This window comes from Streptomyces antibioticus, assembly GCF_002019855.1.
GTDB classification, from domain to species: Bacteria; Actinomycetota; Actinomycetes; order Streptomycetales; family Streptomycetaceae; genus Streptomyces; species Streptomyces antibioticus_B.
The window spans coordinates 119,362-132,120 of record NZ_CM007717.1 but is presented as its reverse complement, the minus strand read 5'-3'; the positions used below and the strand labels follow the sequence as shown (position 1 = coordinate 132,120).

Below are 12,759 nucleotides of genomic sequence, written 5' to 3'. Positions count from 1 at the left end.
GGACCCGGCAAGCTGCGGAAGGGCCAGCTCTACGCTATCGGTCATGCCCACTCGCAAACAGTCGTTCACCGTCAACCACGATGTCGAGGTGCCCAGCCCCGGCACGGATGAGGTCTGGACCGTCGGCGCCGTCATCCTCAATCGGGAGGGCTATGCCTTCGCCCAGAAGCGCAGCGGGGACCGTCGTCTGTTTCCCGGAGCCTGGGACATCGTGGGCGGTCATGTCGAGGAGGGGGAAACGCTCCTGGACGCTCTCGCACGTGAAGTCGAGGAGGAGACCGGCTGGCGCCTGACCCACGTGCGGCGGTTCCTCGGCACCACGACCTGGACGGGGAACGACGGCGGCGGCCTGCGTCACGAGGCCGACTACCTCGTCGAGGTCGACGGCGACCTGGACCACCCCGAACTGGAATGGTCCAAGCACTCCGCCTACGACTGGTTCGGCCCCGACACTCTCGCCCGCCTCAAGGAGAACTGCGGACCCGGACAGTTCATGATCCACGACCTCATAGCCCGTGCCATCGAAGATCGCCCGGGCACGTGCCCGTGACGTGCGTCGGAGAGCCTTCAGGCAGACGGGCTCGTTCCGGTTTCCGGCTCAGGTCATCCGGCCATCGATGTCTCTCCGAGACATCGTGATGATCAAGGGCACGGAGACTTCGACGCGCCGCGACCGTATGGGCAAATCAATTGCCGCCGCCCACTGACTTTGCAGGACACGAAGTGTCCGCGCACGCGGATGCGAACCGCTGGCATCGAGTGCCCATGGGTGATCTCCAGTCGCTGTTGATCAGTCATGGGTTAGCGTCCGCCATGCAGGATCGTTGTGGTGACAGAGGCCGTTCCGGGAAGAGGGCGAGTGGTGGAGACGGCGTTTGATGAGTCCGAGCGGCGGGCGTGGGCGGGGCAGGCCGATGCCTACGCTGCGAGCTTTGCCAAGCTTTGCGCATATACGGCGCCTGGGCTCCTTGACGTTGCTGGGGTGGGGGAGGGTGTGAGGGTCCTCGATGTGGGGACGGGCACGGGCACCGTCGCTGCTCTTGCGTGTGGGCGGGGAGCGAAGGTGACGGCGGTGGACGCCGAACCGGGCATGGTCGCCCAGGCGGCGCTGTCGGTTCCGGAGGCCGACGTGCGGCTTGCCGCGCTGCCGCAGTTGCCGCTCGCCGACGACGAGTTCGATGTCACGGTGGGCAACTTCGTCCTCAACCATGTCGGACGGCCTCGGCAGGCCCTCACGGAGTTGCGGAGGGTGACACGTCCTGGCGGGCGGATAGCGGTCACCATCTGGACGGTTCCCGCGGCGGCCGGGCAGGCACTGCTGGGCAGGGCCGTTCAGGCGGCGGGCGTCATCCGTCCGGCTCACCTACCGGTTCTTGCTCCCGAAGACGACTTTGTGCGTACGGAACAGGGGTTGGCTGCGTTGCTCGGTGAGGCGGGCCTGAATCACGTCGTCTGCGAGACGGTGACGTGGGACCACCGGACGACGCCTGAGGAGTGGTGGAGCGGACCGGCCGCTGGAGTGGCAACGATCGGGCAGATCGTGACGAGCCAAGACCCGGTAGGCATTGCCGAGATCAGAAACCAATTCGATTTGCTGTGCGCCGACTTCACCGGTCCGGACGGTGAACTGGTCTTGCCTCACGCAGCCCTGATCGCGTGCGGCCAGGCTTGACGTTGCGTTGCTCAGGTGGGCGGGCTGCGGTTCTTTTCGCCCAGCCGACCCTCGCCTTCGCCAGGAATGGGTGCGCTCGACGACACCGCGGCGGAGTGGCACGTTCAAGAACCGCTCCACCGCCGGCTCCCGAGGGATTGCCCACCGGCTGAGAGGTGTTCGGACCGGGCCTGCGCCCAGTGCGGCAGCAGGTCGCCGTGGCGTGCTGGCCTCGGAAGACGGGATCGCCTCCCCAGGAGGTCTGCCTGCCGTCCTTCCCTGGGCGGGTCGGCCGCACTGACCGGGGGCGACCAGGCCGATGAGCGAGGTTGCCAGCGCGGTCGCCTGGGGCTCGAGGCGGTGCGCGCCGGGGAGGTCCCCGCCCTGGCCCTGCGCGAGGTTCACGAAGAACGCCGCCACCGCGCCCACCGCCCCGCCACAGTCGAACGTCCTGGCGAGCAGGTCGTTGCTGCGGCTCATACCGGCCAGTGAGAACGCCTTGTCGGCGGGCAGTTCGAGGACGACCTGCTCGTAGTACTCCTTCGCGGACAGGGAGAAGGACACGGCACTGTCGTAGATCCCGTCTGTTCGACGAGAAGGTTCCCGCTCAACTGGAACACGAGGTACAGGTACTCCTCGTCCTCCCGGCCCTGCGCGATGTCGCTGGCGGAGCGCCGGACCTCCTCGGGCCGGGCCCGCTTGGTGGACAGACGGAAATCCGCGTACTGGCCCAGCCTGATCTCGCCGCCGAATGCGCTGCCGACCGGGTCCGTCCTGACCGACATGAAGGCTTCCTGCCTGGCCTGACGCCAGTAGTCGACCTCGTCGCCGCGCGGGGCGCGACGGGTGGAGAAGGACGTCAGGCGCGGTAGCGCCAAGCCGTCCTGTGCCATCGCCATGCCCTCCTCGTGGCTGCTCCGTGCCGAACCCGCCCGAGGCTCACGGCGTCCTGTCCCAGCGTACGCCGCAGGGTTCTTCCGGGGCCTTCGTCGACTGATGCGCCGGCAAGGCAAGGGTCCGGCCCGCAGCCCTCCCCGACAGGGGACTGCGGGCCGGAGCGGCGAGCCTCAGGCGAGAATGAGGCCGTGCGGGTCGATGACGAACTTCTCGGGCACTCCCGTGTCGAATGGCGCGCCAAGCATCCGAACCAGCACGTCATCTCCGTCTGCGCAGGTCCAGGCGTTGTTAGCTTGGAGACATGACCGACGCACCAGCGCCCGCTCCCCAGGAGCCCTCGCCCGTCCAGGCCGACGTCCGGGTGAGGGGCGCCCGCGAGCACAATCTCAAGGGAGTCGACCTGACGGTCCCGCGCGACGCGACGGTGGTCTTCACCGGTGTCTCGGGGTCGGGCAAGTCCTCCCTCGCCTTCGGCACCCTCTACGCGGAGTCGCAGCGGCGCTACCTGGAGTCGGTGGCCCCGTACGCCAGACGGCTGATCGACCAGGCCGGTGTCCCCGACGTCGACTCGATCACCGGGATGCCTCCCGCCGTCGCCCTGCAGCAGCAGCGCGGAGGGCGCAGCGCGCGCTCCTCGGTGGGCAGCCTCACCACGCTCTCGTCCCTGGTGCGCATGCTCTACTCGCGCGCCGGCGACTACCCGGACGACCAGCCGATGCTCTACGCCGAGGACTTCTCCGCCAACACCGTCGAGGGAGCCTGCCCGCAGTGCCACGGCATCGGCCGCGTGTACGAGGTGACCGAGCAGAAGATGGTGCCGGACCCCTCCCTCACCCTTCGCGAGCGCGCGATCGCCTCATGGCCGACGGCCTGGCACGGCCATCAGTTGCGCGACGTCCTCGTCGCGCTCGGCTACGACGTCGACGTCCCCTGGAAGGATCTGCCGAAGAAGGACCGGGACTGGATCCTCTACACCGACGAGACCCCCTCCGTCCCCGTCCATTCCAGGCTCACGCTCTCCGAGGCGCGCGCGGCCATCGCGGCGGGCGTGGAGCCGAGCTACCAAGGCGCGTTCGTCGGGGCGCGCCGCTATGTGCTCCACACCTTCGCCAACACCAAGAGCGCCTCGATGAAGCGCCGCGTCGCCCAGTTCCTCGACGTGGCCCCGTGCCCGTCCTGCCACGGGAAACGGCTCAAGCCCGAAGCCCTGTCCGTGACCTTCGAGGGGCTCGACATCGCCGACTTCGCGGGCCTGCCGCTGCGGGAGCTCGCCTCGCTGCTGGACGGGGCCGTCGCGGACGCCTCTCGGCAGGCAGGTGCCGCCTCCGGCGATACGGTGACACCCGGCGGCGGGGCTCTCCACGCCGACGCGCGCCGTCAGGCCGTCCAGCAGCGCGTCGCGGCCGGCGGGTCCGCCCACGCGGCCGCGCCCGACGTACGCCGCACCCCGAACCGCTCGGCCGAGAAGCTGGCCACGACGGCACGCCTGGGCACGGAACTGCTCGACCGCCTGTGCCCCGTCATCGACCTGGGGCTCGGCTACCTCTCCCTGGACCGCACCACGCCCACGCTCTCGGGTGGCGAACTGCAGCGCCTGCGCCTGGCCACCCAGCTGACCTCGGATCTCTTCGGCGTCGTCTACGTGCTCGACGAGCCCTCGGCGGGCCTCCACCCACAGGACGTGACCGCGCTGCTCGGGATCCTCGACGGACTCAAGCGCCGGGGCAACAGCCTGTTCATCGTCGAGCACTCCGTCGATGTGATGCGGCATGCCGACTGGCTCGTCGACATCGGCCCGGGCGCGGGCGAGCGCGGCGGCCGGATCCTCTACAGCGGCCCGACCGACGGCCTCGCCGACGTCGAGGAATCGGTGACCCGCGGGTACCTCTTCGGCGGCAGCGGCCTCGACCCGCACGCGCCGCGCCGGCCCCGCGGATGGATCGAGCTCAACGGCGTCACCCGCAACAACCTGCGGGGCGTTTCGGTGTCGATCCCCATGGGCGCCCTCACCGCCGTGACCGGCGTATCCGGATCGGGTAAGTCGAGTCTGGTCAGCCAGGCACTGCCCGCGCTGCTCGCCGAGCACTTGGGGCAGGCCGTGCCCATCGACGAGGCGCCCGAGGACGACGAGCTGCTCCTGGCCGATTCCCCCGACAGACTCGAGGGCACACTCGAGGGGGACCTGGCCGGCGTACGCCGCGTGGTCAGCATCGACCAGAAGCCCATCGGCCGCACGCCCCGCTCCAACGTAGCCACCTACACGGGCCTGTTCGACCACGTCCGCAGCCGCTTCGCGCAGACACCCGAGGCACGCGCCCGCGGCTACAAGCCCGGCCGGTTCTCCTTCAACGTCACCAGCGGCCGGTGCCCGACCTGCGAGGGCGAGGGCTCGGTCATGGTCGAACTCCTCTTCCTCCCCTCGGTCTACACCGAGTGCCCGGACTGCCACGGCACCCGCTACAAAGCCAGCACCCTGGAGATCACCTGGCACGACCGGAACATCGCCCAGATCCTCGCGATGAGCGTGGAGGAGGCCCACGCGTTCTTCACCGGCGAGGAAGAGATCATGCGGTCCCTGTCCGCGCTGATCGACGTCGGACTCGGCTACCTGCGGCTCGGGCAGCCCGCCACCGAGCTCTCCGGCGGGGAGGCCCAGCGCGTCAAGCTCGCCAGCGAACTCCAGCGCGCCCAGCGCGGAGACACCCTCTACGTGCTCGACGAGCCGACCTCGGGACTGCACTGCGCCGACGCCGACCGTCTCGTCACCCATCTGCAGACCCTCGTCGACGCGGGCAACACCGTCGTGATGGTCGCACTGGACATGCGCGTCGTCGCCGCAGCCGACCACGTCATCGACCTCGGGCCCGGAGCGGGGGAGGACGGCGGCACCGTCGTCGCCAGCGGCACCCCGGTGCAAGTAGCCGAAGGAGGCGTCGGGGCGTCGGCGAAGTACCTCACCGCGGCGCTGGAGGAGTCCGTGGCATTGCAGCGCTCCGCGCGGGCTTGAGGCAGGGCAGACGTTGGCAGATGCGGAGTCTGAGTCCACCTTTCAGTACACGAGAGGTAGTTGAGGCCCCTTCACAGGGCTCCCACCGTGGCTGTGGTGGTCGTCCTCCTTGACGGCGGCGTATCCACGAGAAGCGACATGAGCGGGCAAGTCTTGGTCCTATCGACCGGTCGGCGGCATGCTCGTCGGGTGCCACTCGCGGCGGAGGAGGCCGAAGACCCAGGAGTCGGATACGTCGCCGTTGACGACGCAGTCCTCGCGGAGGGTGCCTTCGCGGACGAAGCCGAGCTTCTCCAGGACCCGGGCGGACGCCAAGTTGCGGGTGTCGGTCTCGGCCTGGACGCGGTTCAGGTCCAAGGTGTAGAACGCCCACCGCAGGACGGCGTGTGCGGTCTCCGTGGCGTAGCCGTGACCCCACGCGGCGGCGTCGAAGACGTAGCCCAGGGACGCGCTGCGGAAGTCCGGGTTCCATCCGGTCAGGCCGCACCAGCCGATGAACGCACCGTCGGAGACACGGTCGACGGCCACCCGCGCTCCCGTGCCTTCCTCCTGGATCGTCCGGCAGGTCGCGATGAAGCGCTGGGCTCGCGCCGGTTCGGTCCACGGCGGGGAGTCCCAGTAACGCAGCACGTGGGTGCTGCTGTGCAGTGCGTAGAGCGGCGCCGCGTCGGCGTCGGCGAACGGCCGCAGTCGCAGGCGAGCGGTGTGCAGCTCGGGGGTGGGCAACGTCATGCGGAGCATCCTGTCGCGTCATGCTCGCCCCCGACCATCCGTTTACCCGGACGGTCGGGGGCGCGTACGTCCCGATGACGCCGCACGCGCCGCATGGGCGGCGAGTGGACGGCGGACGTGACGCCCCCTCGGTCCGCCGACCAGCCTCGCCCTGTACCGGACTCCGGACGGATGGAGGTACGCCGTTCAGTTCACCAGGTCGGCCGGAATCGCCCGAGTCCCCTTCGGTATCCGGTACGTGCAGCCCACCGCCAAGGGAGCAGGACTCCATCTGGAGAACAATGCGAGCCCCGACCACATGCTGGCCGGCCTGTTGCCCAGCGGCACGCCCCGAGACACTGGGCAGGACCTGATCCACGGTCTCAACGGACTCCGGATTCACGCGCGGACCGAGCGCGGCATCGAGCTCCGTCGGCTAGGGCAGCCGATCAGCATCCAACTCACCCCTCGCCCATCACATCCACTGCACCGGAGGGCAGGCCAGTTGGCTGGCCGGCGACACCTGGACCGCCGATGAACGACGGTGGTAGGACGAACGACCGCCGCTCACCCACGGGAGCCCGGCTGGCGCGGTGGGCCCTGGCTCCCCAGCGGCCGGCTGCGCCGCCTCGGGCTCCTGCACACCGTCGCCGTTGGATCCTCCGGCTCCACCACGACTCCGACACCGGCCTGCGCCGGACCGAGCTGGTGGAGGCCCTCACCGACCCGGAACGCGGCCTGCCGCTGGAACTGCGTGGGCACCGCGACCTGATTCCCGGCGGAAGCCTCGACCTGGTCCGCCTGAAGTCCCCGGACAACACCACCCTCCAACTCCCCTACGACCGGATCGACTACCCGATCGGTGAAGTCCGCGTCGCGCTGTTCGCGGCGATCCGGCGAAGGACCAACGCACCGACGAGCGAGGTGACGCTGCGAGCGATGCCTGGCTGCTCGGCCACCGGCTGAACCGCGCCACGCGGCACTGCGTATCCGTCAAGAGCCCTTCACCCGAAGGGATTGCCACCAGCCGACGATCTTCCCTGCTCCCGTGCGCGTGCCGTACCGTTTCGGCCCTGCGTCGGCCCAGGGGAGGCCGGCGTCGGGCCGGACCGGGGGAGAGGACGGCGTCGAGATGGTCGAGGACGATCAGGACACCTGGGGTGCGCGAGCGCTCTGCCGAACTGCTGATCCGGAGGAGCTGTTCGCCGAAGGCGCGGCCCAGAACCGGGCCAAAGCCATCTGCACCGGCTGCCCGGTGCGCACCGAATGCCTCGCCCACGCCCTCGATCACCGCATCGAGCACGGGATCTGGGGCGGCATGACCGAGCGGGAACGCCGCTCCCTGCTGCGACGGCGCCCACTGGTCACGTCCTGGCGCCGCCTCCTCGAAGCCGCCCGGTCCGAGCACGAGCAACGGGCCGCTCCCGGCGACGAACCGGCCTGGGACGCCGCCGGATGACCATCCCCACGCCGTAGTGGGCCCCGGCCTCGCGGCGGCTCTCGCAGCGGCGCCGTCGAAGGTCTGTCGCCTTCGACAGCGCCGCGCGGCTGCGGTCTCGGCGTGGGCCAGCACCGCGAGGATGCCGCTCACCGCTCCAGCGTCGGTGAGGAGCAGAGCCTGGTCGATGACTGCGTGGAGTTCCGCCTCACCTGTGGCGATGGAGAGGTCCCGGGCAGGGCTCAGGTGCGCCGGCCAGTCGTCCTCTGACGGACCTGGGCTGTCACTCGAGACCTGAGGCGCACATCCACCCGACGAGCCGAGGTGGTGTACACGGTGCTTGAGGCAGCCGCCGGGGAAGAGGCGGACGTGCAATTGCTGCGCGCGGCTGTGGCCGACCGTCCCGCCTGAGGCGCCCAACGTCGGCCACGGAGGCTGCCCTTGGGGAGGTTGCACGAGGATGTGCCCCGGTGGAGTACACCGGGGCGCATCTGGGTGGTCTGCGCGGTGCCTCTGCCGTGGTGGTCAGGAGCACTTCGGCGTGTGCCGTCCGCGCGAGCTGTCGGTCTGCTTGGCTCCTGCCGGCCGATCGCCCCAGCAGGCGTTCCCTGCTCGGGCCTGTCGGTGACCAGAGGGCAGTGTCGGGTGGTGCTGTCAGCCGTTCTGCGCGACAGCCTCGGAGTTCGTCGCCCCGGGCCCGCTCAGGGACTCCGAGGATGGGGGAGGAGACGGCGCAGAGGGTGGCAGGGACGTTCTGCGCCGCGTTGGTTGCCAGTCCGGGAGCAAAGATGGGGGTGACGACCGGCCCCAGGAGAGTGGTGTTGTCGAGGGCTGCGTCGCCGTCGTCGGCGACGGCGACGCCCGCCCCCAGGGCCGTGGACGCAGCCAGCACGGTGACGGACAGAGCTGTTGAGAAGACACCCTTGGTGATCATGTTTTTCTCAACGTCACGGTCTGGGAGAGATCACGCGCCTCACCCCGTGCGGCGGGCAGCGAGGCGCACCGCTGCCACCAACGGCTCGCCCGTGACAGCCCTCGGATCTACTGAACCGGACGGGGCCGGCACCCACTTGGCGCACAGGACCGCCACGGTCGCGACGGCACGGCCGCACGGGAGAACCGATGACGGGAATGAAGCCGCACTGCGCCTCGAAAGAGGTGGGGGCCACCGTCGCGGCTGCCTCCGGCACCGACCTGGACACGGTGTGCGTGCTCCCCTGGCCCCCACGATCAAGCCAGCCCGAGACCACGCCGAACCGCCCCCGCAACGGAGCCTCAAGACGACCCACATCGCGTGTCGTGCGGCAGCCCTCTTACCTACCTCGACCGTCGGCCGCCCTGCTGCTCCGGCACGGCGTCTCGTTGTGCTGCGGTCTGGACCACCGGGGCCTGTGTCTTTCGGCCGCGTGCCGTGACTCACGCCGCAGTAGTGCGGAACGTGCTGGGGCTGAGGCCCTTGTGGCGTTTGAAGGCGGTGCTGAAGCCGAAGGCGTCGGCGTAGCCGACGGTCCTGGCGATCTGGGCGATGCTGAGGTCGGTGTCGGCCAGGAGTGCCGCGGCGTCGTCCATGCGGCACTCGGTGAGGTAGGTGAGGGGCGGACGGCCCATCAGTTCGGTGAAGCGCCGGGCGAACAGTGCCCGGGAGACGCCGGCTTGAGCGGCCAGCGACGCGACCGTCCAGCTCTCGGCGGGACGCCCGTGGAAGGCGTGCAGGGCGGGGGCGAGGACCGGGTCGGCGAGGCCGCGGTACCAGCCGGGCGCGTCGGCGCCCGCTCGGTCGAACCAGGTGCGCAGCGTGCAGACCAGAGTCCAGTCGAGGAGCCGGTCCATCAGTGCCTGCGAACCGGCGGAGAGCCGTGCGGCGTCGGCGGCGGAGTTCTCCAGCCAGGCGCAGACCTCGGCGTCCTCGGAGACGACCAAGACGGGCGGCAGGGCGCGCAGGAGCCGTTCGTGGCGGTGCCCCGAGGCGCGGTAGGCGCCCACGATCAGCGCGGTCGCTCCCTCCGGGCCGGTGCCCCAGTGGATGCCGTCGAGTTCCTGGCCGGTGCACGCGGCGTCCGCGGTGAAGCAGTTGATCTCGTACGCGGTGTGGGGACGGTGGACCGTGGCAGGCTCGTCCGCGAGGCGGAACCGCGCGGGGCCCTGGATGATGGCCGTGTCGCCCGCGCCGATCGCCCGCTCGGCGCCGTCGGACAGCAGCAGCGTGCCGCCCCCGCGCAGCACGCTGACCATGGTGAGTGGAGCGGCATCGGCGAAGGTGATACTCCAGGGCGTCGTCAGGACGGCATGGCTGACGACCGAGCCCTCGGCCCGGATACCGCTCAGCAGTGAACTCAGAGGATCCACAGCCCAATCGTAGACGATCTCCTATGCCCTGGAGAGTTTCTCCCATGGATCATCTACGGCGCCGCGGCTGTACTGGACTCACCGCACAGATCGAGCCCTCGGGAGACACCGTGCCGCAGCACAGCAGCGACACCAGGACGGCCCTCGTGGTCGTCGCGCACCACCGCAGCGATTCCCTCACCGCCCACACCGCCCGCCGCGCGGCTGCCCAGCTCGAGGCCGCCGGATACCGCATCGACCTGCTCGACCTGTACGCCGAGGGGTTCGACCCGCGGATGAACGTGGAGGACCAGCCGGATTGGGGCAACCGCGAGAAGCCGTACTCGGACGAGGCGCACGCCCACATGCGGCGGATCCTCGACGCCGATGTCGTCGTCGCCGTCTTCCCGGTGTACTGGCAGAGCGTGCCCGCAGTCCTCAAGGGATGGATCGACCGCGTATGGAACTACGGGTTTGCCTACGGCCGCAGCAAGCCCCGCCTGGCGGGCAAGCGCATGCTGTGGCTGGCCCTGGCCGGCGCCACCGCCGACGACCCCGTCGCGGAGTCGATGCAGTCCGTCCTCGAGGCCAACCTGAGCGACGGCATCGCCTACTACTGCGGCTTCTCCCGCTCCACCGTAGGCCTGCTCCTGGACGCGGAGGAGCGACCGCAGCGCATCGACGCCGAGGGCAATCTGCTGGTCGGCGAAGCGGTCGCCGGCGCCGAGCGGGAGGCGCAGTACACCGAATTCGACCGTCGGGCACGGAAGTTCGTGGCGGAGTTCCTCGCGGACGAACTCGTCGAGGCCTGACAGCCTCCGGACCCCGTGGGCTGACACTGCGGCAGCAGGTGCGGGACCAGGTGGCCCGGCTCGCACCTACGGACGCCTGGGCGCAATCGCGCCGCCTGCCCGCCGAGCGCTGCGCCGCCGGGACACCGCCGGACGCGGTACTGCCGCAGGACGTGCGCGCGCTGGTCAAGGCCGCCGGGCTCATAACGACGTTCTGACACACACCGGCGCCCTCCCGAGGGCAGATGTCGGCGTCGCGTGGCTCGGCATGCGGCCCACGGACGGCGAACTCATCGGCGTAACCACTCCACCGGACGATCGACGACACAGACCGCCACCTCCCACCCCCGGCACCGCCACGACCGGGCGAGAAGATCACTACTCTGCATGAGTGCTGTCATATAGCGAGTTGACCCCGCCGGAGCGCACGCTGTGGGATGCCTTTCCCGAGGGGCATCGAGTTGATCTGCGCACGGGCGTACCCGAGGCCGACGACCCCGCTGCGGGTGAAGAGTGGGGCCCCGAACGCACTGTCCGCGCAGCCGTCGTGGCGACGCTCCTGCTCGGCGGGAACCACGATCGATCTGGCACCGTAGCCGCCCTCCGGCTCGCCGGGACACGTATCACCGGTCGTCTCGACCTGTCAGGAACGGAGATCAGCCACACGTTCTCACTGGAGGGCTGCCGCCTGGACGAGGCGGTGAACATGCGCGGCGCCACGACCCGGTCGATCGCGGTCACGGACAGCCGGGTCCCCGGGATCGACGCTGAACTCGCCCGAATCGGGGGTGATCTGGACCTGAGACGGTCTGCCCTCGAAGGCGGCCCTCTCATACTCGCCAACGCTCATGTGGCCGGAAATCTGCTGCTTACAGATGCCAGGATCTCCGGTCCTGGAGAGTGGGCGGTGTCCGGAGGCAGCCTGACCCTGGAAGGCGGCGTCTTCGGCGAACGGCTCACCACACAAGGCGGGCTAAGACTGCCCGGCGCGCACATACCCAGCGGACTGATTCTGCAGGCCGCACGGCTGGAGAACGCCGACGGAGTCGCACTTGCCGCAGGCGGCGTGGTCGCTTCGACCGTGGACTGCTCCCAAGGGTTCACCGCACAAGGAGAGGTACGACTGCGAAGGGCCCGTATAGAAGGTCTGCTGACCTTCGAGGGGGCCTGTCTGAACGGGGGCGGCATCGCCCTGGACTGCACAGCGATGCACGTTGCGGACTTCGACTTCAGGACCGCCGCACCGCTCTCGGGATCGGTCGATCTCCGGTTCGCGCAGGCCGCCTGGCTCCAGGACAGCGAGCAGAGCTGGCCGGGGAAGGTGTTGCTGGACGGGTTCAGATACGGCTCCATCCGATTCGCAGACGCGTCATCCGCAGCAGGCGACGGCGGAACGCTCGCGAGGGACGACGTCGCGCGTCGTCTGGCGTGGATCCGTCGAAATCCCGGCTATTCCCCTCAGCCGTACGAACAACTCGCGGGCTGGTACCGACAGATCGGCCACGACGACGACGCCCGGCGCGTGCTCCTCAGCAAACAACGTCACCGGCGCCTCACCTTGTCTCTGCCGGCCCGCGCTTGGGGGCACCTGCTCGATGTGACCGTGGGCTACGGCTACCGACCATGGCTGGCAGGCGTGTGGCTTCTGATACTGACCCTGCTGGGCACCCTGGCCTTCGGCACGCAGTCTCCGACGTCGGTGAAGCAGGGCGAAGGCGCCCCGTTCCAGCCCCTCGTCTACACACTCGACCTCTTGATCCCCATCGGGGGGCTGGGCCAGCGCACGGGGTGGTACTGGTCGAACGACGGCCTCCAATGGTTGGCCTACTTGCTGATCGCCTTCGGCTGGATGCTGACGACAGCCGTCATCGCGGGCGTCACCCGCACCCTGCAGAAGAACTAGCGGCTGGTCTCGCAGCGTTGGCTGGGCAATCGACGC

Annotated in this window: 11 protein-coding genes; 7 read left to right on the top strand and 4 right to left on the bottom strand. The window is 69.7% G+C overall.

What is annotated here, in order from left to right; all coding sequences use genetic code 11:
- The first annotated feature begins 43 nt into the window (after positions 1-43).
- On the top strand, positions 44-550 hold the full coding sequence (locus AFM16_RS00605) for an NUDIX hydrolase (protein ID WP_078631562.1): 507 nt from the start codon (positions 44-46) through the stop codon (positions 548-550).
- A gap of 279 nt (positions 551-829) precedes the next feature.
- Complete coding sequence (locus AFM16_RS00600; protein ID WP_370627984.1) at positions 830-1,672, top strand: class I SAM-dependent methyltransferase; 843 nt, start codon at positions 830-832, stop codon at positions 1,670-1,672.
- Here the strand turns inward: AFM16_RS00600 and AFM16_RS39660 are convergent.
- On the bottom strand, positions 1,608-1,949 hold the full coding sequence (locus tag AFM16_RS39660) for a DUF4186 family protein (protein ID WP_245177581.1): 342 nt from the start codon (positions 1,947-1,949) through the stop codon (positions 1,608-1,610). The two genes, AFM16_RS00600 and AFM16_RS39660, sit on opposite strands and share 65 nt — an antisense overlap.
- Positions 1,950-2,127: 178 nt before the next feature.
- Positions 2,128-2,550: a helix-turn-helix domain-containing protein gene (locus tag AFM16_RS00590; protein WP_078631560.1), complete on the bottom strand. Its 423-nt coding sequence runs from the start codon at positions 2,548-2,550 to the stop codon at positions 2,128-2,130.
- A 299-nt stretch (positions 2,551-2,849) separates the two neighbouring features.
- Between AFM16_RS00590 and AFM16_RS00585 the strand changes: the two genes are divergently transcribed.
- Positions 2,850-5,555, top strand: coding sequence for an excinuclease ABC subunit UvrA (locus AFM16_RS00585; RefSeq protein WP_030788526.1), 2,706 nt, complete (start codon positions 2,850-2,852; stop codon positions 5,553-5,555).
- A gap of 159 nt (positions 5,556-5,714) precedes the next feature.
- Here the strand turns inward: AFM16_RS00585 and AFM16_RS00580 are convergent, their stop codons facing one another.
- Entirely contained in the window at positions 5,715-6,287 is a 573-nt protein-coding gene (locus AFM16_RS00580) for a GNAT family N-acetyltransferase (protein WP_037875475.1), read from the bottom strand.
- A gap of 513 nt (positions 6,288-6,800) precedes the next feature.
- On the opposite strand from AFM16_RS00580, the gene AFM16_RS38975 reads away from it, so the two are divergent.
- Together AFM16_RS38975 and AFM16_RS00570 are read left to right on the top strand one after the other, a co-directional pair.
- Positions 6,801-7,232 (top strand): hypothetical protein, encoded by a 432-nt coding sequence (locus AFM16_RS38975; RefSeq protein ID WP_143648280.1) that lies wholly within the window; start codon positions 6,801-6,803, stop codon positions 7,230-7,232.
- Positions 7,233-7,398: 166 nt separating this feature from the next.
- Positions 7,399-7,725 carry a WhiB family transcriptional regulator gene (locus tag AFM16_RS00570; protein WP_030788520.1) on the top strand — a complete coding sequence of 109 codons (327 nt, stop codon included), beginning with the start codon at positions 7,399-7,401 and terminating at the stop codon, positions 7,723-7,725.
- 1,395 nt (positions 7,726-9,120) lie between these two features.
- Here AFM16_RS00570 and AFM16_RS00565 read toward each other — a convergent pair.
- Positions 9,121-10,050 (bottom strand): AraC family transcriptional regulator, encoded by a 930-nt coding sequence (locus AFM16_RS00565; RefSeq protein WP_078631558.1) that lies wholly within the window; start codon positions 10,048-10,050, stop codon positions 9,121-9,123.
- Positions 10,051-10,094: 44 nt separating this feature from the next.
- On the opposite strand from AFM16_RS00565, the gene AFM16_RS00560 reads away from it, so the two are divergent.
- Together AFM16_RS00560 and AFM16_RS00555 are read left to right on the top strand one after the other, a co-directional pair.
- Complete coding sequence (locus AFM16_RS00560; protein WP_078631556.1) at positions 10,095-10,841, top strand: NAD(P)H oxidoreductase; 747 nt, start codon at positions 10,095-10,097, stop codon at positions 10,839-10,841.
- A gap of 370 nt (positions 10,842-11,211) precedes the next feature.
- Positions 11,212-12,723: an oxidoreductase gene (locus AFM16_RS00555; RefSeq protein ID WP_078631554.1), complete on the top strand. Its 1,512-nt coding sequence runs from the start codon at positions 11,212-11,214 to the stop codon at positions 12,721-12,723.
- The last annotated feature ends 36 nt before the right edge of the window (positions 12,724-12,759 follow it).